The sequence below is a fragment of the Hydrogenobaculum sp. Y04AAS1 genome (assembly GCF_000020785.1).
Classification (GTDB): Bacteria; Aquificota; Aquificia; order Aquificales; family Aquificaceae; genus Hydrogenobaculum.
In genome coordinates, this window is the sequence record NC_011126.1 from 1,478,340 (window position 1) to 1,504,165 (window position 25,826).

Below are 25,826 nucleotides of genomic sequence, written 5' to 3' on the forward strand. Positions count from 1 at the left end.
GATATGGCTTTGGATTATCAACCGATGTATGTGCTTGCCAGCGGGATGAGTTTAGAACAAAGAAGGCTAGATGTAGTAGCCAACAACATAGCCAATGCAGATACACCTGGTTTTAAAAAAGATTTCCTATCGGCTTTAGCCTACTACACGCCAGATGCTACCAAAGAACCCGGCAACGCCCCAGATAACCCTTCCAACAACTATGTATATCCTATTATGGAAAAAATATACACAAACTACACAGAAGGACCTATAAAGAAAACCGACAATCCTCTTGATTTAGCCATAAACGGTAAAGGTTTTTTCAAAGTTATGAACGATAAAGGCGAAATATTTTATCAAAGAAGAGGAGATTTTCAACTGGATAAAAATGGTTATCTCGTAAACCATTACGGTATGAAGGTATTGGGACCCAAAAACCAACCCATCCAAATACCACCTATTGCCACATCTATACACATTTCACCCCAAGGAAACGTGTTTATTACCACCCAAGGTACCAACGAAACACCTTCTCAAGTAGGTACCATAGGCTTAGTAGACCTCACAAACCCAGAAAAAGCTGGTAACGACCTTTATACAGCCCAAAACGCCACTCCAGACACCACATCTACCCTCATACAAGGGGCTTTGGAAGGCTCCAACGTAAATCCAGTAAGGGAGATGGTACAGCTTATCGACCTTTCAAAAGCCTATCAAGTCTATGGAAACCTTGTGAAAGGCCTAGAAACCACGCAGTCTAAAGTCTCAAACAACTTTGGTTAGTTTTTAGGATTTTAAGATAAAGGTTTTTATAACGGTTATTATGGCTTCATGGATTATTATAAAAAAAGCCAAAAACGTGTAAAATATACCAGAGGACATTTTGATATTTGATATGAAGTAAAATCCCAATAAAATAAAAAAGGGTGTCAGCAAAATATTTAATACATCAAAAAGTATGTCTTTTTTAACGATCTTCTTGGAGATAGTAGAAGATGTTAGCTTATAAATCTGTATTTTGAGGCTTTTAAAATCTACCACGTAGTCTTTTGAATTCTCTTCTGATACAACCTCACCATCTTCTGCATAAAGAACACCCTCTTTGTAGTAGGCTTTTTTCATATATATGTATTTGCCGTCTTGCGATACAAACATATTTTCAAAGGAATCCTTCGATTTGTTGTCAAAATAAACTGCATAATCCCCTACATGTTCAAAGGTCTTTGGAGGTATTGCTTCTATAACCCTTTTGGCAAACTCTTCCATAAGATAGTTTTTAGCGTAAGTGATATCTTCGTTTGTAATGAAAAATGAAAACGAAAACCCTAAGAAAAGAGGTATAGCCACTGCGTAAAGGCTTTGCCTTAATATATAAAGAGGACTTACCCCAAATATATAAAAAGCTTGAATTTTATTTTGGCTAAAAAGCTTATAAAAAAAAGAAAAAACGCTTATAATAACACCTAACGGTAAAAAGTATATAAAATAATAAGAAAACCAAGAGGCTAAAAAACCCAGAGCGGTTAAACCATTAACATAACTAAGCACATAAACCAAAGAAAAAGATTCTATGGAAAAAAATATAAAACATATTATCATGGTGTAAAAATATACGTTTACAAGCAAACCTTTGAGGAAAAACAAAAAAATTCTCATAAAAGAATTATTTTAGCATAGAAGCTTGCCACAATCTAATGACTATAGTATAATAATGCTATGTTTAAGGATTTTAACTTTAGCATATACCTTGTAACGGATGACGCTTTTTTTGTGGATAGAGACGTTGTAAGAACGATAGAGCAGGCCATAGAAGGCGGTATAACAGCTGTGCAGTATAGGTTTAAAAACAAGCCTTCTAGAAAAATGTATGAAGAGCTTTTGGTATTAAGAGATATCACTAAACAAAACAAAGTAGCCCTTATAGTAAACGACAGGGTAGATTTGGCCATAGCTGTAAAAGCCGATGGAGTGCATGTGGGACAAGAGGACTTACCACCAGATGTTTGCAAAAAGATAATACCAGAAGATATGATAGTAGGATATTCGGTAAACAACTTAGAACAGCTAAAAGATGCTATGACAATGCCAATAGACTATATAGGGTTTGGCTCTGTTTTCCATACAAAGACCAAAAAAGATTACAAATACGTAGGACTTGAAGCCCTTTGTAAAGCCACAAATATCACATCTATACCTATTATAGCAATAGGAGGTATAACACACTACAATCTAAAAGATGTATTAAAGTGCAAAGTAAAAGGAGTGGCGGTGGTATCTGCGATACTTGGTTTTGAAGATGTAAAAAGAGCAGCATCTGATTTTAAACAAATGTACAAAGAAAGCTTAAGTATGCAAATATGAAAATAATAGAGCTTCTTAAGAATAAAAAGGGGGTATCTTTTGAATTTTTTCCCCCTAAAAGCCAAAAAGACAAAGAAGCTCTTTTGGAAACTGCAAAAGAATTAAAGGTTTTTGAACCAAACTTTGTATCTGTAACCCATGGAGCAAGTGGCAACTCCATATCCCAAAAACCACCCATAGAATACACAAAAGAGACGGTGCTTGAGTTAAAAAACTCCCTTGGTTTAAACATAATGGCTCATCTTACGTGCATATCTCATACAAAAGATGAACTTATAAGTATATTGGGCTTTTACAAAGAAAACAGCATAGACAACATACTAGCTCTTAGAGGTGATATACCAAAAAACGGTGAAAAAAGAGGCTGTTCTCATGCATCAGAGCTTATAGATCTTATAAAAACATATTTTGATGAGAGCTTTTGCATAGGGGTGGCAGCCTACCCGGAAGGACATCCAGAATCTCCAAACATGGAATGGGAAATAAAATATTTTAAACAAAAGGTAGAAAAAGGAGCAAGTTTTGCCATTACACAGATGTTTTTTGACAACAGCTATTACTATGAGTTTTTAGACCTATGCCACAAAGCCAACATAAATATACCCATAATACCTGGGATTATGCCTATTACAAACATAAAACAAATATCTAAGTTTGCAAGTATGTGCGGTGCCACCATTCCCTCTTATATCACAGATGCGTTGGAAAACCTAAACGAAGAAGATGTAGTAAAAAAAGGTGTTGAAATAGCTATAAATCAATGCGAAGATCTCATAAAAAACGGTATAAAACATATTCACTTTTACACGCTAAACAAATCAAAAGCCACACTTCAAATACTAAAAGCTATAAAACTATGATTTAAGCTTTTGAAAGCCTCATAGCGTTTAGCACTACGCTCACCGATGAAAACCCCATCAAAAGCCCAGCAAACTGAGGTTCTATGTAAATGCCGTATTTAGAAAAAATACCAGCGGCAAAGGGTATCATGACAGCGTTGTAACCAAAAGCCCAAAATAGATTTTGTTTTACATTTTTCATAAATTTATCCGTAAGGTCTAAAAGATATATTATTTTTTCAAGGCCACCACTTGACACTACAATATCTGTACTTACTTTGGCAGCATCTAAAGCTTTTGAAACAGCTATACCAATATCAGAAAGCGCCATAGCCTTTGCATCGTTTATACCATCTCCCACCATACAGACTATATGATTTTCATCTTTTAATCGTTTAATAAGGTTTGATTTATCAGTAGGACTCATAGAAGCAAAGTAGTACTCTATACCAAGAGTATCGGCTATATATTTAACGTTGTTTTCGGTGTCTCCAGAACAAAGTATGATTTTCTTTTTTCTTTGTTTTAAGCTTTTAATAAAATCTTTAGCGTATGGGCTTATAGCATCTTCAAGATAAAAAATGCCCATGAGACTCTCTTTTGTGCCTATACCTATAGCTTTTTTGTTTATATCTTTATCCCAAAAAGAAACATCTGTTATATAAATATCTTCACACTTTATACCAAAACCTTCTATCTCCTCACACGTTAAATTTATATCCATATTGTAATCTTTACAGTGTTCATAAAGGGCTTTTCCTATCGGATGGTTTGAAAACCTTTCGGCATGTTTTATCAAAGAGCATACTTTTTCCTTATCCTCTTTTATATCCTCTTTTACAACTTTAAATGTACCTTCTGTTAAAGTACCAGTTTTATCCAACACAAAAGTATCGGCTTTGTAAAGGGTTTCTAAAGAAGCGGCGTTTTTTATCAAAATACCATTCTTAAAAGCCATAGAAACTGCCACCATAACAGATATAGGCACCGCTATACCCATAGCACAAGGACACGATATCACAAGTGTAGATACAGCATAGTTTAAAGCCTCTTCTGTGGGTACGCCTATTATTTTCCATACCACAAACACAAAAGAAGATATTAAGATAATAGCCTGCACAAAGTAAGAAGAGACCGTGTCGGCTATTCTTTGAATGTTTGGTTTTTTTTCAAGGCTTAGGTTTGAAGCCCTTACAAGCTCATTTATAAAAGATTTCTCAGCTATATTTACCACAACCCCCTTTATATAACCGCTTTTTACCAAAGAACCAGATATTACGTTGTCTCCTTCTTTTACAAAAACAGGCTCAAACTCCCCGTTTATAAAAGATGTATCGATATAAGCGCTTCCTTCTTTTACAATTATATCCAAAGATACCCTGTCTCCAGCTTTAAATAAAACAATATCCCCCTCTTTTAAAGAGTAAGAGTCTACAACCACTTCTTCAGTACCTTTTAAAACCCTTGCACTTCTTAGATTTAAAGATGTAAGATTTTTAAGATAAGCGCTTGCTTTTTTCTTTAGCCTATACTCTATGAGTTTTCCTATTAAAACAAAAGATACCAAAAAAGTGGGTGTTTCAAAAAACGTGTTTCCTTTTAAAAGCCCAAATACCACAAAAGAACTATACACTATAGATACAAAGCTTCCTAAAGCCACCAAAAGATCCATATTACCAGTTTTGGCTTTTAAAGAAGCGATAGCCCCTTTGTAAAAATCTTTGGCAGTGTAAAACTGAACAGCTATTGCTAAAACCATCTCTATATAATCTTTGTAGGCTATAGAGCTGTAGTTAAGAGCCATTATAAGAATACCCGATGCTATGCCAAAAGCTATTTTTAGAACTATCTCTTTTGATCTGTCAAGTTCTAAAATAGAGGCTTCATACCCTTTTGATCTTATGAAAGCCATTATATCTTCAGAGGAAATAATATCTTTATCGTATTCTATGTAAAGGGTTTGTTTTATATTGTCTAAAACTGCCTTTTTTACACCATTTAAGGATTCTAAATCCTCTTTTGTAAGTAAAGCACAAGAGTCAGTGGAGCAATCTACTTTATCAAGGTATAGGTTTAAAACACCAGACTCTTCTACTACTTGGGCCTCGTATCCAAGCTCTTTTATTTTTTTAACGACATCTTCTTTTGATAAAATATTTTCATCAAAGCTCACTATAGCCCTTTCTAAAACCAAAGACACATCAACATCCTCTACACCTTTTGTCTTTTTAAGACCTATCTGTATAGTCCTTTGGCAGTTTACACAGGTCATCCCGCTTATTTTGAACACTTTTCTCATATTTACCAATCTATATTTAAATCAATGATAAATCAAGCAAAACATTTAAATGTTAAAATCAATAAAAACTCTCTAGCAATTTTTTACCATATTCGCTTTTTGGGCTTTTAAAAAACTCATCTTTTTTAGATATCTCTTGCACTATACCATCTTTTAACACCATCACCTTATCCGCTATATAATAAACCACATCTATATCATGGGTTATGATGATTGAACTAAAATAATCTTTCATGTTCTTAAAAGCGCACAAAACGTCTTTTTGTATCAAAACATCTAAAGAAGATGTAGGCTCATCGGCTATCACCAAGGAAGAGCCTCTTGCCAAAGACATCGCTATCATCACCCTTTGCTTTTGACCCCCTGAAAGCTGATGGGGATATTTTTTCTTTAACTCATTTACATCAAGCCCTACAAGGTTTATAGCTTTATCTACATCTATGCCAGCGTTTTCTTTTATAGCCTCTTTTACCATTTTTATCTGTGAATATACGTTAAAAAGAGGATCCAAATAATTGCCTGGGTCTTGAAATATCATAAATATATCCTTACCCTTATACTCAATAAGCCCTTTATAATCAATAAGTCCCATTATAGCTTTTGCAATGGTGGATTTACCAGAACCAGATTCTCCCACTATAGAAAATATCTCATTTTCTTCTATATCAAAACTAACATCTTTTAAAATATGTTTATTTTTATAAAATACGTTTAAATTTTCTACTTTTAAAAGCATAAAAACTAAGTATATTATATAATAAATCAATATGAAAGCTATTATACTGGCTGGGGGTTCTGGTACAAGGCTATATCCCACTACAGAAGTGTTAAACAAGCATCTTTTGCCTATATACAGTAAACCTATGATATATTATCCGCTGTCGCTGGTGATGCTTCTTGGTATAAGGGATATAGCCATTGTGGTAAACCCACAAGATTTGGAGAGTTTTAAACTCTTGTTAAAAGATGGGTCTCATGTTGGTATAAATATAACTTATATCATTCAAGAAAAACCAAGGGGCTTAGCAGAAGGGCTTATTCTGGCAAAGGATTTTATAAAAGATGATTATGTGCTTTATCTTTTGGGAGACAACATATTCTTTGGACATGATTTGCCCAAGATTGTAAACTTGGCAAAAGAAAGGATTTTAAAAGAAAACGGGGCATCTATATTTTGCTATCATGTAAAAGACCCAGAGCGCTTTGGTATAGCAGAAATATCAGAAGATGGTAAGGTGGTCTCTTTAGAAGAAAAACCAAAGCATCCAAAATCCAATTATGCAGTGGTTGGTATGTACATATACGATAAAGATGCAGTTTATATAGCAAAAGATATAAAACCTTCTCATAGAGGAGAGCTTGAGATTACATCTGTAAACGAAGCTTATTTGAAAGCTAATAAGCTATACGCTTATATACTGGGAAGGGGTTTTGCTTGGTTTGATGCTGGAACCCACGATAGTTTTATGGAAGCCTCTGAGTTTATATCAACAATAGAAAAGCGTACTGGTCTTATGGTAGGATGTATAGAGGAGATAGCCTACAAAAACGGATGGATCACAAAAGAAAAACTTTTAGAACTAGCACACAATTTGAGAAAGACAGATTACGGAAAATACTTGATGGAGATAGCCCAAGATCATGCCTTTTGAGTTTATAAGAACAGATATAAAAGAGGTGATACTGATAAAGCCAAAGGTCTTTAAAGACGAAAGAGGGTTTTTCTTAGAAAGCTATAAAAAATCTGAGTTTGAGAAAAACGGCATAACAGATATCTTTATCCAAGATAATCATTCAAAATCTGTAAAAGGAGTACTGAGGGGCCTTCATTATCAAAAAGAACCAGCAGCCCAAGGAAAACTTATAAGGTGTATAAAGGGTAAAATATTTGATGTGGCTGTAGATATAAGAAAAAATAGCCCCACTTACGGCGGATGGGTAGGGTATGAGCTCTCAGAAGAAAATAAACTGATGCTTTTTATACCAAAGGGCTTTGCCCATGGGTTTTTGACCCTTTCAGAAGAAGCTGAGATCATATACAAAGTATCTGAGGCCGAGTATTCAAAAGAACACGACAAAGGTATAATATGGAACGATAAAACCATAAGCATAAAATGGCCTTTAGAACATATAAAAGAGATTATTTTATCTGATAAAGATAAAAATCTACCAACACTAGAACAAGCAGACAACAACTTTTTATACGGAGGATAAATTTTGAAATTACTTGTAACAGGTGGAGCTGGTTTTATAGGCAGTGAGTTTGTAAGAAAAGCTGTAAAAAGAGGATATGAGATTGTTGTGGTAGATAAGCTAACCTATGCTGGGGATTTAGAAAGACTAAAAGAAGTAAAAGAGAATATAACATTTTACAAAGCAGATATTACCAACAAAGAGTTTATAGAGCATATTTTTAAAACTGAAAAGCCAAAGGTTGTAATTCATTTTGCAGCAGAATCCCATGTGGATAGAAGTATATTGGATGCAAGCCCTTTTATAAAGACAAATGTAGAAGGCACACAAGTGCTTCTTGATGTAGCAAAAGATATAGGCGTTGAGAAGTTTATCAACATAGCCACAGATGAGGTTTATGGAGAACTTGGGCAAGAGGGAACGTTCAAAGAAGATTCACCCCTTGTTCCAAACTCCCCTTACTCTTCATCAAAAGCAGCTGCTGATATGCTTGGAAGAGCTTACTATAAAACCTACAAGCTTCCAGTTATCACCGTTAGACCCTCCAACAACTACGGTCCTTGGCAATATCCAGAAAAGCTTATACCTGTTGTCATCTTAAAGGCCTTAAACAACGAAAAGATACCTGTATATGGCACTGGACAAAATGTAAGAGAGTGGCTTTATGTTTCAGATTGTGCTGAGGCTATATTTGAGATAATGGAAAAAGGCAAGATTGGTGAGATTTACAACGTAGGTAGCAATCAAGAACGAAGAAACATAGATGTGGTAAAAAATATATTAAAACTTTTACATAAAAATGAAGATCTTATAGAATTTGTAAAGGATAGGCCAGGACATGATTTTAGATACTCTTTAGGTACTACAAAGATAAAAAATGAGCTTGGCTGGGAAGCAAAAACTACATTTGAAGAAGGTATAGAAAAAACTGTAAAATGGTATATAGAAAATATGGCATGGGTAGAGAAAAAACTCAAATACCTAAAAGAGTATTGGGATAAGGTATATAGCGTATGAAATACCTTATACTTGGTAAAAATGGACAGCGGTGCTATAAATATGGATTGTATTGAAGATGCAAACACTATCACGCCTTACGGTGGTAAGCTTGTAAACCTTGTGGTGTCTGAAGATGAAAAGAGAGATTTAAAAGAAAGAAGCATTTATCTAAAAAGTATACAGCTTTCAAATAGGTTTGTATGTGATCTTGAAATGCTTGCAACGGGAGCTTTGTCGTCGCTGGATAAATTTATGGGGAAAAATGATTACGAAAGTGTAATAGAGACTATGAGATTGAAAAATGGTCTTGTTTTTCCTATACCTGTTTATCTGCCTGTAGATAAAGATACTTTAAAAGATTTAAAAGAAGGGGAGTGGATTGCTTTAAAAGATCAATACAACACGCCTTTGGCTATTATGAGGGTAGAAGAGGTTTATCTAAGGGATAAAGAAAAAGAAGCAAAGGAAGTGCTTAAAACCATTGATCCTTACCATCCTTTGGTACCACAGATATTTTTGTGGGGAGATTACGCTATAAGCGGTGAGCTAAAAGTTTTTGAACTTCCTATATATTACGATTTTCCAGAGTATAGACTTACACCAAAAGAAGTAAGGGAAAGACTATCAAAGCTTGGATACAAAAACGTCGTTGCTTTTCAGACAAGAAACCCTATACATAGAGTACATGAGGAGCTTACCAAAAGAGCAAGAGATAGAATAAACGGCGCTTTGCTCATAAGCCCAGCAGTGGGACAAACCAAAGAAGACGATATAGATCCATCTACCAGAATGAGAATATACAAAGTGCTGTATGAGAAATACTATGAAAAAGATAAAACGCTTATGGCCTTTATACCTTTGGCTATGCGTATGGCTGGACCAAGGGAAGCCCTTTGGCATGGGATAATAAGAAGAAATTATGGAGCAAACTATTTTATAGTAGGAAGAGACCATGCAGGACCTGGAAAAGACTCCAAAGGAAAGCCCTTTTATGGACCTTATGAGGCGCAGGAGCTTTTTGAAAAATATCAAGATGAAATAGGTATGAAGATGATACCTTTTGAAGAGCTTGTTTATGTGCCAGATTTAAACGATTATGTAGAAAAAAGCGTTGCAGAAAAAAACAAATACACATACTTATCTATATCTGGGACTCAAGTGAGAAATGAGTTTGTCAAAAACGGCAAGATGCTTCCAGAGTGGTTTACAAGAGAAGAGATTGCCAAGATACTTTTAAGCACCTACAAGCCAAAACACCTACAGGGTTTTTGTATATGGTTAACGGGACTTCCCTGTGCTGGAAAATCAACGATAGGAAAGATACTAAAAGCTATGCTTGAGGCAAGGGGAAGAAAGATAACATTCCTCGATGGGGATGTGGTAAGGACTCATCTAAGCGAAGGACTTGGGTTTTCCAAAGAAGATAGGATAAAAAATATACTTAGGGTTGGTTTTGTGGCTTCTGAGATAGTAAAACATGATGGTGTGGCTATATGCTCACTGGTGAGCCCTTACAAGATGGCAAGGGAAGAAATAAGAAACATGTTTGGAGAAGAGAAGTTTGTGGAGGTTTATGTAAATGCACCCATAGAAGTATGTGAAGAGCGGGATGTAAAGGGTCTTTACAAAAAAGCAAAAGAGGGACTTATAAAGGGCTTTACAGGTATAGACGATCCTTATGAACCCCCAGATAATCCTGAGATAGTACTTGATACCAAAAGCTTATCACCTCAAGAAAGCGCTTATAAGATAGTGAAATATTTGGAGGAAAGAGGATTTTTACTGTGAAATTAACATTTGTATATGTATAAGTTCAGATATGCTATAATAAATAAGCATGGTAAATATGAAAGCTGTTATCCTGGCAGGGGGTTCTGGTACAAGACTATACCACACTACAGAAGTGTTAAACAAGCATCTTTTGCCTATATACAACAAACCTATGATATATTATCCGCTGTCGTTGGTGATGATTCTTGGTATAAATCTTGAAGATGCATAGATTAATTTTGTGTATTAATTTTATAAGCTTTTAATTAGGAATGTATATGAAGAGAACTTGTTTAATGATTTTAGGGATGCATAGAAGTGGAACATCAGCTGTAGGTGGTGTTTTGCAAAATCTCGGTGTCTCGATGGGGAGAGAATTATTGCAACCAGCTTTTGATAACCCTAAAGGATTTTTTGAAAATGAAAATATTGTATTTTACAACGAATCTAAACTTCTTCCATATTTTAAAAGTTCTTGGCACAAGTTAGAGCCTTTAGATATAGAAAAAAGATTATCAAATATTCCCAAAGATTTAATAGAAGAAGCATCAAGAATTATAGAAGAAGATTATAAAAATCTTGATATTTTTGGCATTAAAGATCCAAGAATGTGCATATTAATGCCATTTTGGGAGAAGATCCTTAACGATTTAAATATAGAAATTAAGTGTATTTTGCCATACAGAAATCCCTTTGAGGTTGCAAATTCTCTAAAAGTAAGGGATGGTTTCCAGACAGAAAAAGGCTTGTTGCTTTGGGCAAAGCATGTTCTATATGCTGAATATTATAGCCGAAATTATAAGCGAGTATTTATTGGCTACGATAATCTTTTAAATAATAGCTTTGAGACAATAGAATTAATCGAAAAAGTTCTTGATATTCGTTTTCCAACTCCTTTTGAAAAGGTAAAGGATACTATTAATGATTTCTTGGAAAAGAAATTAAAGCATCAAAACTTACAACTACCTGATTCACATGATGTTTTATCAGAATTTATTGTAAAAATAGCTAAACTATATGAATATTTAATTGTTAATAAATCAAACTGTACAGATGAGATTTTGTGCGAATTTAATATTTTAAGAGAGGAGTATAGAACTCAAGTTTCTAATTACCGTGCGGTTTCAAATCTTGGAAACGCAGAAGAAAATAAATTATTTGTAGTAAAAAGCGACAAGAAGTATTTTGCAACCGCAGATGATATACACCCAGAGATAGAAAACAACTCTCTTTCTTACATTGTCAAAGCTATAACCGATAACTCTACGGTGCTTGATGTAGGTTGTTCGTATGGTTATTTGGGCGAGTGGTTGAATAAGAATAAGAATTGTCAAGTGTATGGAATAGACATAGATGCAGATGCCATAAGCTACGTTAAAGATAGAGGATATTATAAAGATGTATTTCTCTTAGATCTTGACTATCTACAGAATACGAAAGATGAATATGAAAGATTTTTACAATTAAAAGAAATGTTTGATTTCATAATATGTGGAAATGTATTAGAGCATCTAAAAAATCCTACGAATGCATTAGATTTTATAACTTCAAAGCTTAAATTTGGTGGGCAGGTTTTAGTTAGCGTACCGAATATTGCTCATATGGATATTATTCTAAACTTATTGCAAGGTAGGTTTAATTACTCTGAATTTGGTATTTTAGATAATACACATTTGAGATTTTTTACAAAAAGATCATTTTTAGAGTGGATAAAGAATGCTAACGAGTTTTACAAAGAGAAAGGATTTAAATTTGATGTTAAATATTTAGGTGGCACTACTTATATTTCAGAATTTTTAGAAGATATAAAAGTAAAATATTCTAATTTATATAATATGATTTTGAGTGGCAATCATGATCTTGAAATTCTTCAGCATATATTTGTGCTAACCAAGATAAATGGCTTAGCTAATACTTATAATTTAAATGATTTGATAGAATCAACAGAATATCCTGATATTTTTAAAATTATCTCCTCCAAAATAGAATCTTTAGAAAATGAAGTTATATCTAAGGATGCTATTATCAACGATCTAAATAACGAACTTGCTAATAAAAACTCAACTATCCAAGAGCTAAACTCCAAAATAGAATCTTTAGAAAATGAAGTTATATCTAAGGATGCTATTATCAACGATCTAAATAACGAACTTGCTAATAAAAACTCAACTATCCAAGAGCTAAACTCCAAAATAGAATCTTTAGAAAATGAAGTTATATCTAAGGATGCTATTATCAACGATCTAAATAACGAACTTGCTAATAAAAACTCAACTATCCAAGAGCTAAACTCCAAAATAGAATCTTTAGAAAATGAAGTTATATCTAAGGATGCTATTATCAACGATCTAAATAACGAACTTGCTAATAAAAACTCAACTATCCAAGAGCTAAACTCCAAAATAGAATCTTTAGAAAATGAAGTTATATCAATTTTGCTTAGCAAAAGCTGGCGTTATACAAGACCTCTAAGAAAAATAGCAAATAGATTTCGCAACTTAAAGAGGAGGTTTGGCTAACTTTATGTGGAAGTTGTTGAAATATAATATTTATCTACAAAGATATATTATTAAAAAAAGTGGCTTGTTTGACGAAAGATACTATCTTAAATCCTATCCAGATATAAGGTTAGGAGATATAGATCCAATAATACATTATATAAAGCATGGTGCAAGAGAAGGAAGAAATCCAAACCCATTTTTTGACACAACTTTTTACTTAAACAGGTATGAAGATGTTGCTAAAAGCAGAATAAACCCTCTTTTACACTATATCTTGTATGGCGCAAAAGAAGGAAGATGGGCAGGGCCTAATTTTAACTCTGGATTTTATTTGCTTAGCAATCCAGATGTCAAAAAAGCAGGACTAAATCCACTTTTACACTACATTTTACATGGGCAATATGAAGGAAGAAAAGCGAAGATAGAGACAGATAGAGAGCTAAAGTTGTATAATTATAGGAAGTTGTCTAGCTTATTTTTGTTTATTAATAAATCAAATATCAAAAAAAGTATGGATTATATAAGAAAATACGGTTTTAGGGTTTTTATAAATAAAGCAAGTACTAAACTAAACTCGGTTTATCAATATGAGGTTTGGATTAAGATAAATGAGCCGACAGAGGAAGAGTTAACTGCTCAGAAAAATATAAAATTTAAGTATGAGCCGAAAATAAGTATAGTGGTACCAGTATGGAATACGCCAAAAAAATTTTTAATTGATATGATAGAATCTGTCTTAAATCAAACGTATTCAAATTGGGAACTTTGCATTGTTGATGGCAACAGCAAAGAAAAACATGTTAAAGAGACTTTAGAACACTATACTCTTAAAGATAAAAGAATAAAAGTAAAATATCTAAAAGAGAACAAAGGGATAGCTGGAAATTCAAATGAAGCAATTGCTTTAGCTACTGGCGAGTATATAGCTTTTTTAGATCACGATGATGTCTTGGCTCCTTTTGCTTTGTACGAAGTGGTAAGAGCCATAAACGAAAATGAAGATGTTGATTTTATATATTCAGATGAGGACAAGATAACAGAAGATGGACTTAAGAGATTTGATCCATTTTTCAAACCGGACTTTAGCCCAGATACACTTAGAAGCTACAACTACATAACACATCTTTCGGTAGTAAAGAAAGAGCTTTTAAATGAAGTGGGGTGGTTTAGAGAAGGATATGATGGCTCTCAGGATTATGACTTGATACTTAGATGCACAGAAAAAGCAAAAAAAATAGTTCATATCCCAAAGATTTTGTATAATTGGAGAATCAATGATAATTCCGTAGCTCAGGACCCTAAAAACAAAATGTATGCTTACGATGCTGCTAAAAAAGCTTTACAAGATCACTTAGACAGAGTGGGATTAAAAGGAAAAGTTAGAGACGGTGTATTTCTTGGTTCATATAAAATAGACTATGATATAAGCTATCATCATAAAGTGTCTATCATAATACCAAACAAAGATCATAAAGAGGATTTGGAGAAATGTATTACATCTATTATAAACAAATCCACTTATAAAAATTACGAAATAATAATTGTTGAAAACAACAGTAAAGAAAAAAAGACTTTTGAATACTACAAATATTTACAGAATAAATATAATAATATTGTATTACTAGAGTGGAAAGATAAATTTAACTATTCAGCTGTGAATAACTTTGCATCTAAATATGCAAATGGTGATATATTACTATTTTTAAATAATGATACAGAAGTGATAAATGAAAATTGGATAGAAGAAATGCTTATGTATGCTCAAAGAAAGGATGTAGGTGCTGTAGGTGCAAAATTGTATTATCCTGATGACACTATTCAGCACGGAGGTGTTATATTGGGTATAGGTGGAAAGGTAGGGCATTCTCATAGGTTTTTCCCAAGAGTTTCTTATGGAAATGTTGGAAGGTTGGTTGTTGTACAAAACTTATCTGCAGTAACTGGAGCATGCTTAATGATGCGGAAAGATATATTTAACGAAGTTGAGGGCTTTGATGAAAGATATCCTTTGGCATTAAGTGATATAGATATTTGTTTAAAAGTAAGAGAAAAAGGATATCTAGTTGTTTGGACACCCTATGCTGAACTTTATCATTATGAGTCTAAATCTCGTGGTTATGAAGATACACCTGAAAAACAAGAGAGATTTAAAAAAGAAATTGAGCTTTTTAAAAAGAAGTGGGGACATATTTTAGAAAAGGGTGATCCTTACTACAATCCAAATCTTACTTTGGATAGAGAAGATTTTTCTATTAAAATATAGATTGTGGATATTGACATACTGCTATCTACCTATAACGGAGAGCAATATTTAAGAAATCAGATTGAATCTATAATAAATCAAACCTATAAAAACTGGAGACTTTTGATAAGAGATGATGGATCTCAGGATAAAACCATTGAGATTTTAGAGTATTATTTAAGAAAGCACAAAGATAAGATAGTGCTTATAGAAGACGGGCAAAAGCATCTTGGGGCTTCTAAAAGTTTTTTTAGGCTTTTAGGATACTCAGATGCCAAATATATTATGTTTTGCGATCAGGACGATGTTTGGCTTCCTTATAAGATAGAAGAAACCTACAACAAGATGAAAGAGCTTGAAAAAAAACACAATGATAAACCTTTGCTTGTTTATAGTGATCTAAAAGTAGTGGATAAAGATTTAAACCTTATAGCTCCTTCTTTTTGGAAATATCAGCACATAGACCCAAAAAGAAACAAACTAAACCATCTTTTGGTTCAAAATGTTATAACTGGCTGTACTATGATGATAAACGATAAACTTAAAGATACGCTTATAACTATGCCAGATGATGAGATTATGCACGATTGGTGGCTTGGGCTTGTTGGAGCGTCGTTTGGAGAGCTTGATTTTATAAAAGAACCACTTGTTCTTTATAGACAACATGGTAAAAACGACACAGGTGCTCAAAAATACGGGCTTATGGTGTACTTAATACTAAGAGGTGATCTATCAAAATTCTTTTCATCAAACAAAAGGTTAATAAAGCAGGCTAAAAATTTTTATAAGATATACTATAATCTTCTTGATAAAAGCCAAAAGGACATCGTTTACAACTTTATGAGTCTGTGTGAAAAAAATCCTTCAAATAGGCTTATTACAATGATAAAATGTAGATATTTTAAATATGGGTTTTTAAAAAACATAGGCTTTATAATCTCATGCCTACTTATGCCAAAAGAAGACTTATGAAAATATCTATCATCATACCAACTTATAACGCAGAAAACTATCTACCGAGTTTATTAGAAAAGCTAAAAAACCAAACGGTAAAAGATGCTGAAATTATTGTTATAGATTCGTCTTCCAAAGATAAAACCATTGACATTGCAAAAAAATATACAGATAAAATCATCGTCATACCAAAAGAAGAATTTGATCACGGAGGCACGAGAACAAAAGCCGCCAAGCTTTCAAGTGGAGATATAGTAGTATTTCTTACCCAAGATGCACTGCCTTACGATGAATATAGTATAGAAAATATTGTAAAGGTTTTTGAGAAAGATAAATCAATAGGAGGAGCTTACGGAAAACAAGTAAGCTACGAAAAAACGCATCTATTTGGAAAGCACTTAAGGGAGTTTAACTACCAGGATGAAGCTTATATAAGAAGCATAGAAGATACACCTTTGTATGGTATAAAAACAGCTTTTTTATCAAATAGTTTTAGCGCTTATAGGAAAAAAGCACTACAAGAAATAGGATGGTTTAAAGATAATCTTATACTTGGAGAAGATACATACGCTGGGACAAAGCTACTTTTAAAAGGTTATAAGATAGCATATGTCCCGCAGGCGAAAGTTTATCACTCTCATAGTTATTCTGTATTTGAAGAGTTTAAAAGGTATTTTGATATAGGAGTTTTCCACAAAAAAGAGCACTGGATAATAGAACTTTTTGGAAAAGCAGAAGGAGAAGGTATAAGATATATAAAATCTGAACTTAAATATATATTAAATCACAGAGCTTATCATCTGATACCAGAGTGGTTTGTAAGAAATGCTATGAAGTATATAGGCTATAAGCTTGGACAAAACTACGATAAACTACCAAAATGGCTTGTTAAAAAACTAAGCATGCATCAATCTTGGTGGGATAAATGTTAGACATGGGTTGCGGGGGGATCGAACCCCCGACCTACGGATTAAGAGTCCGTTGCTCTACCGACTGAGCTAGCAACCCTTATTATATAATTATATCACTTTTCACAGTAAAGCTCTATTATCTTTTGAATAATCTTAGATGTGGATGTATCGTAATCAAATTTTATTGTATTTACACTACCTCCGTTTGAAAGTACTATATCTGCTCCTACTATGTTTTCTATGTTCCAATCTGCTCCTTTTATAAGCACATCTGGTTTTATGGCTTTTATAAGATTATAAGGTGTGTCTTCTTCAAAGATAACAACCATATCAACAGGTTTTAACTGGCTAAGCACATACGCCCTTTGTTCTTGGGGTACTATGGGTCTTTTATCTCCTTTTATACGTTTTATAGAGTTATCGGAATTTAGCCCTACTATCAATATATCTCCGTAGGTTTTGGCTATGTTTAAGTACTTTACATGCCCAGCATGGATTATATCAAAGCATCCATTTGTAAAAACTATTTTCTTATTTTGAGATTTATAATCCTCTATCCTTTTTACCGCCTCTTCCAATGTATAAATCATAAGAATTAATTATACACTCTAAGTGGTTTTTTGATATAATGAAGTCTGTCACGTTTTATGTATTCACGATGTAGCCAACTTAACCTTATAAAAAAGGCTGTGGTATAATCACATTATGAAGCTTTTACCAATAGGTATACAAACATTCGAGAAGATAAGAAATAGCAATTATTACTATGTAGATAAAACAATATTTGTTAAAAAATTAGAAAATGGTGGGTATTACTTTCTATCTCGCCCCAGAAGATTTGGCAAATCTCTTTTTCTTGACACACTAAAAGAAGCGTTTTCTGGTAACAAAGAATTATTTAAAGGGCTTTATCTATATGATAATTGGGATTGGGATAAGAAATATCCTATTATAAAAATAAGCTTTGCAAGTGGAAATATAAGAACTTCAGATATTTTATTGGATCTAATGACATCTCAAGTAAATAGGATATCAGAAAAAGAACAGATAAACTTAAAAGAAAAGCGTCCAAGCCAAATGTTTTTAGAACTCATCCAAAAACTATACGAAAAATACAATCAAAAAGTAGTAGTACTTATAGACGAATACGATAAACCGATATTAGATGCGATAGAGAATATAGAAGTAGCCAGGGAAAACAGAGAAATATTGAAAGATTTTTATTCGGTGTTAAAAGATGCTGATCCTTATCTAAAACTTGTTTTTCTTACAGGGGTATCGAGGTTTTCAAAAGTAACAATCTTTAGTGGATTAAATCAGCTTCAGGATATCACTTTAAATGAAGAGTTTTCTACAGTGTGCGGTTATACCCAATCTGAGCTTGAAAGTGTATTTGAAGACAGATTAAAGGATTTTGATAAAGAAAAGATAAAACAGTGGTATAACGGCTATAGTTGGCTTGGAGAGAGTGTTTACAATCCTTTTGATATACTGCTTTTGTTCTCAGAAAAAAGGTTTAGAGCCTTTTGGTTTGAAACAGGGACACCTACATTTCTTATTAAGATGTTTATGAAAAACAGATACTACATACCAGAGCTTGAGAACCTTGAAGTAGGAGACGAGATTCTATCAAACCTTGATGTGGATAATATAAGGATAGAAAATCTTTTGTTTCAATCTGGTTATCTTACAATAAAAGATTTTAAAGAAAAATACGGAATATACACATTGTCCTATCCAAACTTAGAAGTGAGAAAAAGCTTCAACAGTTATTTTCTAACCTATACAATAGAAGATATCTCAGCAAAATATAAAACTGATATAGGTCTAATAGAGGCTTTTGAGAATAAACAAGTAGAAAAACTAAAAGACATCTTACATAGATTTTTTGCAAGTATACCCCATGATTGGTACAGGAAAAACGATATAGACTCCTATGAGGGATTTTACGCATCTATCGTATATGCGCTTTTTAACGGAGCAGGGCTAAATGTAATAGCAGAAGACAATACAAATAAAGGCCAGATAGATCTTAGTGTCTTTAACCAAGACAGCGTTTATATCATAGAGTTTAAGGTAGTAGAAGACAAGGAAGAGGGCGTTGCTTTAAAACAGATAAAAGATAAAAGGTATTATGAAAAGTATATGGACAAATATAATGATATATACCTAATAGGGGTAGAGTTTAGTAAGAAAGATAAGAACATTGTGGGCTTTGAGTGGGAGAAGTACTGAGCTCATATATGTATAAGTTAAGATAGAATATGAACAGAGTGGTTTACCACGTTTCATATGTCTGTTTTCTTAAAAGACATTTTACTCACGATGTAAGAAGTGCCGTTAGCACACTAGAGTGCGTGAGCACGTTTCAGATGCCTATCTTTTTAAAAGACACTTATCATATGATGTAAGAAACGCCACACTAGAGCGATGGTATCGTATTTCAGAGCTAAAGAACAGACAAGTATGCCAGAGTTTCAAAGCCAATCAAGAGATTTAAGAAATGCCTTTGGCACACTAGAGTGGTTTACCATGTTTCAGATACATGTCTTTTTGACATATACTTATTATACGATAAGTCTGCCACAGTTTATGTGTTCAAGATGTAGTGAACTTGTATTCTAAGCGGTTTTTTGATATGATGATGATTTTCATACTATATTCATAATGTTTATGTTATTATATGTTTAAGATTATCTGTGGAGGTTTTTTTATGAAAAACACTATCCTTAAAAGGGGTAGTGTAGCTGTTGCTGTCTTAGGTATTGGAGCGCTTTTAAGCGCTTGTGGTGGAGGCGGAGGTGGTTCAGGCAGTGGCTTTACTACAACAAGCGCTTACGTCCAAGATGATGCTTCTAATTTTCCAAACGTAACAGTGGGTATATACAGCATATCTCTTGCTAATACTGGAGATGGTAATACTTGCGTTTTGTTTAGTAGCTCTACTCCAGTTTATATAAATCTTGCGAGCTTATCGGGCATTGCCCAGTATATAAGTACAACTGCCTGTCCATCCGATAGTGCTTACAATAGGCTTGATATAGTTCTTTCAAATACAGTAAGTGTTATTACAGACACTTATAATCCCGCTATGTGTACACTCACCTCTTACAATCCAAATGCTAGTTCAAGCGTTACACTGCCAAATACCGTAAACTGTGGGAGTGGTTCTTCATGTACGCTTGATATGACCGGAAACATTGGTGCACTATCGGGTACAAACTCTTACGTAGATATTGATTTTGATCTAAAGGATAGTAGTTATGCGATTACATCTGGTACTAACTGCCAATTTAGCTTTGCTACAATGCCTATAACTATGGAAAATGAAAACAAGCCATCCAATGTTATGCTAAGGCTAAGAGGATATGTAAGCAACTTATCTACTACAGCTTTTAATATTGTAAAAGATGATAATTCTTATACTGTAGTGTATAGTTCTCTAACCTCAAGCGTATCTAGTCTTCTTCAAAGCGCTTCTTCTAATAGTTTAAAAGTGGCTGTGGTGTGCAGTAGCTTTACAAACAATATATGTACTGCATCTATTATAGCTCGAACAGTAGGCGGTGTTTATGAAGGATATTCTAACAATTCCTTAACGCTATTAAGAGAAGACAACGCTTCAGATACCATATCACTTTTTAACCCTGTTATTTACCCACTTTCTATGACTTGGAGCTCATTTACAGTAGGCAGTAGCTATCTTCTTGATGTGAACATTTGCGATTTATCAAACTGTACTTCTAGTGTATACTTTACTGGAAATATTATGCTAGAAGATGACAACGATTGATTAGTGTTTATAGTTGGCCCCTTGGCTTTTTGCCTCGGGGCTTTTAAAAATATAATTTTATATAATTTTTTAAACTTGGACTTCTTCTAAAGAAAGCTCTTTGGCTTTTTCAAGATTACTTAGTTCTAAAGCTATGCTATCTAAAAGCTTATATAAGGATGTATGCATATCATCGTACAATTTACAACCAGAGGCATACTTATGACCACCGCCACCAAGACGCTGGGCTATTTTAGATACATCTACAGACTCTTCTTTGCTTCTTAAAGATACGCGCCAAAATGTAGACCCATCTTCTTTTTTGGTTTCTATCATAGCAAAAGCCACATAAACTCCTTCTAATCTTCTTGGATAGTTTACAAGCCCTTCGGTGTCTTCGTAAAGAGCCCCTGTTTCTTCTATCATACTTTGAGTTATAACGATACCGGCGGTTTTTCCGTTGTGGAATATTTCAAGGTTTTCTAAGGCTTTGCTTATAAGTCTTAGCTTTGCTAAGCTCTCTCTTTCTCCAAAGTTTTTCCAGACGTAGTTTGGTTCTACTCCGTAAGCGCATAAAGAAGAGGCTGCATCAAAAACTTCTTTTGTGGTATTGGAATACCTAAAAAATCCAGTATCTGTGCAAAGACCAGTGTAAAGACAAAGGGCTATATCTTTGTCTATGAGGTCTTTGTTTATGTATTTTAAAAGCTCATATACCAAAAGTGTAGTGGAAGCACATGTGAAATCTATAAAATCGTAAAGCCCATAGAAATCCCCACCCACATGATGGTCGATGCGGGCTTTGAGATGTGAGGATATTTCAAAATTAGCCCTTTTGAAGCCAGCGGCATCTACTATTATAGCCAAATCAAAGGTTTTGCCTTCCAAATCCTTTGGATGAAGGACTTCGTTTACCCTTGGTAAAAACTGAGCAAACTTTGGTATATTGTCTTTGCAAAAGACATATACATCTTTATTTAGCTTTTTTAAAAAAATATAAAGTGCCAATGCACTGCCAAGGGTATCACCATCTGGGTTCTCATGACAAACCAAGAGTATACTACCGTTTTCTTCCAAAAGTTTGTTGGCAAGAGGAACTACTCGTTCCATAAAAATACTCCATCCTATATTATTTATTTAGTTTTTCCTCCATTTCTACGACGGCAAGCATAGTTTTAAATACAGAATCTGGATTTAATGAGATGCTATCTATACCCTTTTCCACTAAAAACTGGGCAAAATCAGGAAAATCGCTGGGAGCTTGTCCGCATATCCCTACTTTTCTACCGGTTTTCTTGGCTATATCTATGAGGTTTGCTACCATGATTTTTACAGCTTCGTTTCTTTCATCGTAAAGATGAGCCACCAAATCAGAGTCTCTATCTATGCCAAGGGTAAGCTGTGTAAGGTCATTACTACCTATGGAAAATCCATCAAATATCTCTGCGTATTGTTCTGCCAATATAACGTTGCTTGGTATTTCTGCCATCACATATACTTCAAGACCATTTTCCCCTCTTACAAGCCCAAACTCTTTCATGGTTTCTAACACTTTTGCACCTTCTTGCGGTGTCCTACAGAAAGGTACCATAACCTTTACGTTGTCAAGGCCCATCTTGTTTCTAACTCTTAATATGGCTTTGCATTCCATACCAAAAGCCGTTTTAAACTTATCTGAGTAATATCTGGATGCTCCCCTCCAGCCTATCATGGGGTTTTCCTCTTTTGGCTCAAAGTACTTACCACCCAAAAGACCTGCGTATTCGTTGCTTTTAAAATCAGAAAACCTCACTATCACAGGATTTGGATAAAAAGCTGCAGCAATCTTTGCTATACCGTAAGAAAGCTTCTTTACGTAGTATTCTTCTTTGTTGTCATATCCAAATGTTAGATTTTCTATCTCTTTGTAAAGCTCTGGGTCTTTTTCTTTTACGTAGTCTAAATTTATAAGGGCTAAAGGATGTACTTTTATGTAATTTGCTATTATAAACTCTTCTCTGGCAAGACCAACACCGTCATTTGGGATAGCTGCATATCTAAACACAGAGCTTGGATCTGCTACGTTTATCATTATTTTGGTTTTTGGCTTTTTGATGTTGGATAAATCTATTTCTTTTGTCTCAAAATCAAGTTCTTTATCGTATACGTAAGCAGTTTCTCCTTCAGCACAAGAAAGCGTTACCATCATGCCGGTTTTCAGTACTTCCGTTGCTTTTTGAGTGCCTACAGCTGCTGGTACTCCAAACTCTCTTGCTACTATAGCAGCGTGGGCAGTTCTACCACCTCTGTTGGTGATGATACCAGCTGCTTTTTTCATGATAGGTTCCCAGTCTGGATCTGTTATGTCTGTGACCAATATATCCCCTTCTTTGAAATCTACAGCTTCTTTTATACTGTGAATTACTTTTACCGTGCCTTTTGCTATCTTATCGCCTACAGCTATACCGCTTAGTATTCTATGTGGGATCCTTTCTTCAAGAGGATCTTTTATTTCATATACAACGAGCTTATCTTGAGCGCGCCTTGATTGGACTGTTTCTGGTCTTGCCTGGACTATGTAGAGCTGATTGTCGTTTCCGTCTTTAGCCCATTCTATATCCATTGGCTTTTGATAGTGTTCTTCGATTTCTATACCCCATTTGGCAAGTGTTAATATCTCATCGTCGTTTAAAGCGTAAACTTTTTGCTCATTTTGAGGTACGTTTATTATCTTTACCCTATCAGACCCCATCCCATATACCATTTTTCTATCTTTTTTGCCAAGTTTTTTCTCTATGATGGCAGAAAAGCCTTTTTTTAGTGTTGGTTTAAAGACCATATATTCGTCTGGAGTTACCATACCTTGTACTATCATCTCTCCAAGACCGTATATAGCGTTTATAACTACCACGTCTTTAAACCCGCTTTCTGTATCTATGGTAAACATAACACCAGATGCACCCAAATCCGAGCGCACCATCTTTTGTACACCCATCGATATCGCTATTTTAAAATGATCAAAGCCGTGAGAATGTCTGTATGAGATAGCTCTATCTGTAAAAAGCGATGCAAAACCATTTTTTACTGCTACTAAGACATTTTGGGCTCCCACTACGTTTAGATAAGTTTCTTGTTGACCTGCAAAAGAGGCATCCGGCAAATCTTCAGCTGTGGCAGATGATCTTACAGCGACATCTACAGCATGTGTTTTATACATTTGGGATAGTTTTTCGTAGGCTTTTGTTATCTCATCTTCCAAGTCTTGCGGAAATTCCCCGGCTCTTATCATCTCTCTTACAGCATGCCCTTTTTTGGCAAGCTGCTCTAAGTTTGAAGGGTCTAAATCTTTTAATGTATCTTTTATCTTCTGTTCAAGGTTGTTGTGTTTTACAAAATATCTGTAAGCTTCAGCAGTTACTACAAATCCGTAAGGTACGTTTACCCCTTTTGGTTTTAGGTGTCTTATCATCTCCCCCAAAGATGCGTTTTTTCCTCCAACGTAAGGTATATCCTCAATACCTACCTCGTCTAGGAAAACCACCAGTTTATCTTCTAAACTTTTATTCATTTAAAACCTCCTAACTTTATAACTTCCTATATCTTATCACTGGGATAAAACTTTTGTCAATAGCCAGCACCCCGGGTCTTACACCTTCGTAGAAAGGTTGATATTCATCAAAGCCATCTGAAATGAAAAATGTGTTTTCTGGTATGTTGGCAGATATTTTTACCCTTAAGACTGCTTTTCCATACTCAGTGGTTATTTCTAAAAGCTCTCCATCAGTTATATCTATACTATCGGCAAGGGTTTTGTTTATATATACGTATTGGTTTGGTTCTATCTCGTGAAGCCATCTTGAATAATGCCCAATATCATCTACTACACTATGTCCCATAAAAAGGGTATAACCTTGTAAGGTTATAGTTTCTTGTTTTGGGCTATGAGATATATTTTTATCTACTTGTGGTATTATATCAAGAAGCGTATAAGCGTTTTCATTTTCAAAAAGCTTTTGACTATTTACATCTAAAAACGCTGTTTTTTTGGTAAAATCCATCTCTATAAAAAACTTTCTTGGAAGATAGTATCTTGATAAGTTTACGCTCATGTTTGCCATATGAGAGATACTTGCTATATTCATTTTAGAAAAGTTCTCTATTTGGTTGTCCGGTATATATCTAAACATATCCCCTAAGTTTATAATAACCTCATGTTTATCTATTCCTTCTATTCCCCTCACAGGCCAATGGGTTATGTCGCCGGTGATGATATAATCTATGTTATGTTTTTCTTTCATATATTTTAAAAATCCCAAAACAAAATCTCTATTTATTCTAATATAGATATCTTCTATTATTATAAGAGTATCGCTTAGTTTTGTTGAAAAAAGCGAAAACTTGTTTATAAATTCATCTTCGTGATATCCCTTTTCAAAAGCATTTTTTATATTTTCTAAAAAGCTTAAAAACTCTGAAGGCGGTATAAGTTTTTTGTAGTTTGCTTTAAAACTCATATTCGTATAAATAGCACCAGCGCTAAAGAGCTTAGCACCTTTTTGTTTGGCATCTATGATCCATCTTGATAGCATCACATCGTAATAAGAGGGTTCTGATATGTTTAATATGACTTTTTTGTCTGGTATATGTTCTATTTCTATAGTTTTTGGATTTTCTACGTAAAGCATGTTTGAATATATATTTTCTGTAAAAGAAAAAGCCCTTTGAAGCTCTTCCTCTGTACAAAATCTATCTACGTATATAGCTGTGTCTTTATTTGTTATATCTATATCAATAGTTTTTACATCTTTTAATCTAAAGTCCGAAAAAGGAAGCTCTTGAACAAGAGCTATGCCTTTTGTGCAAAAACTGCCCATTCCAAGCCTATCGGAAGGGTGTCCTGTTACGTCAATTATTTTGTTATCTTTAACAAAAGCTATAAACTTACAACCACAGTTACAACCTATACAATGACCTATTAGCTCTTTATCAAAGTTTTTTGAACTAAGATGCTCTATCAATGAACC

General features: G+C 34.0%; 20 protein-coding genes, 1 tRNA gene and 1 pseudogene. 14 read left to right on the plus strand and 8 right to left on the minus strand.

What is annotated here, in order from left to right; genetic code table 11:
• The first annotated feature begins 3 nt into the window (after positions 1-3).
• Positions 4-765, plus strand: a complete 762-nt coding sequence (flgF, locus tag HY04AAS1_RS07900; protein WP_012514602.1) for a flagellar basal-body rod protein FlgF — start codon at positions 4-6, stop codon at positions 763-765.
• A gap of 3 nt (positions 766-768) precedes the next feature.
• Here flgF and HY04AAS1_RS07905 read toward each other — a convergent pair whose 3' ends face one another.
• Positions 769-1,638 carry an LptF/LptG family permease gene (locus HY04AAS1_RS07905; protein WP_012514603.1) on the minus strand — a complete coding sequence of 290 codons (870 nt, stop codon included), beginning with the start codon at positions 1,636-1,638 and terminating at the stop codon, positions 769-771.
• A 60-nt stretch (positions 1,639-1,698) separates the two neighbouring features.
• Between HY04AAS1_RS07905 and thiE the strand changes: the two genes are divergently transcribed.
• Both thiE and metF read left to right on the plus strand, forming a co-directional pair.
• Positions 1,699-2,343, plus strand: coding sequence for a thiamine phosphate synthase (gene thiE / locus HY04AAS1_RS07910; protein ID WP_012514604.1), 645 nt, complete (start codon positions 1,699-1,701; stop codon positions 2,341-2,343).
• Positions 2,340-3,203, plus strand: a complete 864-nt coding sequence (gene metF, locus HY04AAS1_RS07915; protein ID WP_012514605.1) for a methylenetetrahydrofolate reductase [NAD(P)H] — start codon at positions 2,340-2,342, stop codon at positions 3,201-3,203. Before thiE ends, metF begins: the two co-directional genes overlap by 4 nt.
• Before the next feature lies 1 nt (position 3,204).
• Here metF and HY04AAS1_RS07920 read toward each other — a convergent pair whose 3' ends face one another.
• Entirely contained in the window at positions 3,205-5,481 is a 2,277-nt protein-coding gene (locus HY04AAS1_RS07920) for a cation-translocating P-type ATPase (protein WP_012514606.1), read from the minus strand.
• A gap of 58 nt (positions 5,482-5,539) precedes the next feature.
• Positions 5,540-6,217, minus strand: a complete 678-nt coding sequence (locus HY04AAS1_RS07925; RefSeq protein ID WP_012514580.1) for an ABC transporter ATP-binding protein — start codon at positions 6,215-6,217, stop codon at positions 5,540-5,542.
• Between the two features lie 31 nt (positions 6,218-6,248).
• On the opposite strand from HY04AAS1_RS07925, the gene rfbA reads away from it, so the two are divergent.
• The 9 genes and pseudogenes from rfbA (at position 6,249) to HY04AAS1_RS07965 (ending at position 17,072) form a co-directional block, all read left to right on the plus strand.
• A complete protein-coding gene (gene rfbA / locus HY04AAS1_RS07930; RefSeq protein WP_012514579.1) occupies positions 6,249-7,133 on the plus strand; it encodes a glucose-1-phosphate thymidylyltransferase RfbA in 885 nt (294 codons plus the stop codon).
• A complete protein-coding gene (gene rfbC / locus HY04AAS1_RS07935; protein ID WP_012514607.1) occupies positions 7,123-7,695 on the plus strand; it encodes a dTDP-4-dehydrorhamnose 3,5-epimerase in 573 nt (190 codons plus the stop codon). Before rfbA ends, rfbC begins: the two co-directional genes overlap by 11 nt.
• A gap of 3 nt (positions 7,696-7,698) precedes the next feature.
• Positions 7,699-8,691 (plus strand): dTDP-glucose 4,6-dehydratase, encoded by a 993-nt coding sequence (gene rfbB, locus HY04AAS1_RS07940; protein WP_012514608.1) that lies wholly within the window; start codon positions 7,699-7,701, stop codon positions 8,689-8,691.
• 21 nt (positions 8,692-8,712) lie between these two features.
• Positions 8,713-10,461: a bifunctional sulfate adenylyltransferase/adenylylsulfate kinase gene (locus tag HY04AAS1_RS07945; RefSeq protein ID WP_012514609.1), complete on the plus strand. Its 1,749-nt coding sequence runs from the start codon at positions 8,713-8,715 to the stop codon at positions 10,459-10,461.
• Between the two features lie 58 nt (positions 10,462-10,519).
• A pseudogene (locus HY04AAS1_RS08390) lies at positions 10,520-10,657 on the plus strand (sugar phosphate nucleotidyltransferase); the annotation flags it as partial.
• 64 nt (positions 10,658-10,721) lie between these two features.
• Positions 10,722-12,962 (plus strand): methyltransferase domain-containing protein, encoded by a 2,241-nt coding sequence (locus HY04AAS1_RS08310; protein WP_012514610.1) that lies wholly within the window; start codon positions 10,722-10,724, stop codon positions 12,960-12,962.
• A 4-nt stretch (positions 12,963-12,966) separates the two neighbouring features.
• The gene (locus HY04AAS1_RS07955; protein ID WP_012514611.1) at positions 12,967-15,207 is read left to right on the plus strand and encodes a glycosyltransferase family 2 protein; all 2,241 of its coding nucleotides are present in this window, start codon (positions 12,967-12,969) and stop codon (positions 15,205-15,207) included.
• 3 nt (positions 15,208-15,210) lie between these two features.
• A complete protein-coding gene (locus tag HY04AAS1_RS07960; protein ID WP_012514612.1) occupies positions 15,211-16,158 on the plus strand; it encodes a glycosyltransferase family 2 protein in 948 nt (315 codons plus the stop codon).
• The gene (locus HY04AAS1_RS07965) at positions 16,128-17,072 is read left to right on the plus strand and encodes a glycosyltransferase family A protein (protein WP_198002727.1); all 945 of its coding nucleotides are present in this window, start codon (positions 16,128-16,130) and stop codon (positions 17,070-17,072) included. Before HY04AAS1_RS07960 ends, HY04AAS1_RS07965 begins: the two co-directional genes overlap by 31 nt.
• A gap of 3 nt (positions 17,073-17,075) precedes the next feature.
• Here HY04AAS1_RS07965 and HY04AAS1_RS07970 read toward each other — a convergent pair.
• Together HY04AAS1_RS07970 and rfaE2 are read right to left on the minus strand one after the other, a co-directional pair.
• A tRNA-Lys gene (locus tag HY04AAS1_RS07970) sits at positions 17,076-17,148 on the minus strand.
• A 16-nt stretch (positions 17,149-17,164) separates the two neighbouring features.
• Positions 17,165-17,641, minus strand: a complete 477-nt coding sequence (rfaE2, locus tag HY04AAS1_RS07975) for a D-glycero-beta-D-manno-heptose 1-phosphate adenylyltransferase (RefSeq protein ID WP_012514614.1) — start codon at positions 17,639-17,641, stop codon at positions 17,165-17,167.
• Positions 17,642-17,756: 115 nt separating this feature from the next.
• On the opposite strand from rfaE2, the gene HY04AAS1_RS07980 reads away from it, so the two are divergent.
• Positions 17,757-19,286 carry an ATP-binding protein gene (locus tag HY04AAS1_RS07980; RefSeq protein WP_012514615.1) on the plus strand — a complete coding sequence of 510 codons (1,530 nt, stop codon included), beginning with the start codon at positions 17,757-17,759 and terminating at the stop codon, positions 19,284-19,286.
• A 478-nt stretch (positions 19,287-19,764) separates the two neighbouring features.
• Positions 19,765-20,844 carry a DUF4382 domain-containing protein gene (locus HY04AAS1_RS07985; protein ID WP_012514616.1) on the plus strand — a complete coding sequence of 360 codons (1,080 nt, stop codon included), beginning with the start codon at positions 19,765-19,767 and terminating at the stop codon, positions 20,842-20,844.
• A 69-nt stretch (positions 20,845-20,913) separates the two neighbouring features.
• On the opposite strand, the gene HY04AAS1_RS07990 is transcribed toward HY04AAS1_RS07985, so the two are convergent.
• From HY04AAS1_RS07990 to HY04AAS1_RS08000, 3 genes are read right to left on the minus strand one after another with little or no spacing between them, the layout of a single operon-like run.
• A complete protein-coding gene (locus HY04AAS1_RS07990; RefSeq protein WP_012514617.1) occupies positions 20,914-21,933 on the minus strand; it encodes a bifunctional oligoribonuclease/PAP phosphatase NrnA in 1,020 nt (339 codons plus the stop codon).
• A gap of 19 nt (positions 21,934-21,952) precedes the next feature.
• The gene (gene ppsA / locus HY04AAS1_RS07995; RefSeq protein WP_012514618.1) at positions 21,953-24,370 is read right to left on the minus strand and encodes a phosphoenolpyruvate synthase; all 2,418 of its coding nucleotides are present in this window, start codon (positions 24,368-24,370) and stop codon (positions 21,953-21,955) included.
• Positions 24,371-24,386: 16 nt separating this feature from the next.
• Positions 24,387-25,820, minus strand: coding sequence for a molybdopterin dinucleotide binding domain-containing protein (locus HY04AAS1_RS08000; RefSeq protein ID WP_012514619.1), 1,434 nt, complete (start codon positions 25,818-25,820; stop codon positions 24,387-24,389).
• Between the last annotated feature and the right edge of the window lie 6 nt (positions 25,821-25,826).

Coding starts and splice junctions, on each gene's coding strand:
- flgF (WP_012514602.1), top strand. CDS start 4: ATGGCTTTGGATTATCAACCGATGTATGTGCTTGCCAGCGGGATGAGT.
- HY04AAS1_RS07905 (WP_012514603.1), bottom strand. CDS start 1,638: ATGAGAATTTTTTTGTTTTTCCTCAAAGGTTTGCTTGTAAACGTATAT.
- thiE (WP_012514604.1), top strand. CDS start 1,699: ATGTTTAAGGATTTTAACTTTAGCATATACCTTGTAACGGATGACGCT.
- metF (WP_012514605.1), top strand. CDS start 2,340: ATGAAAATAATAGAGCTTCTTAAGAATAAAAAGGGGGTATCTTTTGAA.
- HY04AAS1_RS07920 (WP_012514606.1), bottom strand. CDS start 5,481: ATGAGAAAAGTGTTCAAAATAAGCGGGATGACCTGTGTAAACTGCCAA.
- HY04AAS1_RS07925 (WP_012514580.1), bottom strand. CDS start 6,217: ATGCTTTTAAAAGTAGAAAATTTAAACGTATTTTATAAAAATAAACAT.
- rfbA (WP_012514579.1), top strand. CDS start 6,249: ATGAAAGCTATTATACTGGCTGGGGGTTCTGGTACAAGGCTATATCCC.
- rfbC (WP_012514607.1), top strand. CDS start 7,123: ATGCCTTTTGAGTTTATAAGAACAGATATAAAAGAGGTGATACTGATA.
- HY04AAS1_RS07945 (WP_012514609.1), top strand. CDS start 8,713: ATGGACAGCGGTGCTATAAATATGGATTGTATTGAAGATGCAAACACT.
- HY04AAS1_RS08310 (WP_012514610.1), top strand. CDS start 10,722: ATGAAGAGAACTTGTTTAATGATTTTAGGGATGCATAGAAGTGGAACA.
- HY04AAS1_RS07955 (WP_012514611.1), top strand. CDS start 12,967: ATGTGGAAGTTGTTGAAATATAATATTTATCTACAAAGATATATTATT.
- HY04AAS1_RS07965 (WP_198002727.1), top strand. CDS start 16,128: ATGCCTACTTATGCCAAAAGAAGACTTATGAAAATATCTATCATCATA.
- rfaE2 (WP_012514614.1), bottom strand. CDS start 17,641: ATGATTTATACATTGGAAGAGGCGGTAAAAAGGATAGAGGATTATAAA.
- HY04AAS1_RS07980 (WP_012514615.1), top strand. CDS start 17,757: ATGAAGCTTTTACCAATAGGTATACAAACATTCGAGAAGATAAGAAAT.
- HY04AAS1_RS07985 (WP_012514616.1), top strand. CDS start 19,765: ATGAAAAACACTATCCTTAAAAGGGGTAGTGTAGCTGTTGCTGTCTTA.
- HY04AAS1_RS07990 (WP_012514617.1), bottom strand. CDS start 21,933: ATGGAACGAGTAGTTCCTCTTGCCAACAAACTTTTGGAAGAAAACGGT.
- ppsA (WP_012514618.1), bottom strand. CDS start 24,370: ATGAATAAAAGTTTAGAAGATAAACTGGTGGTTTTCCTAGACGAGGTA.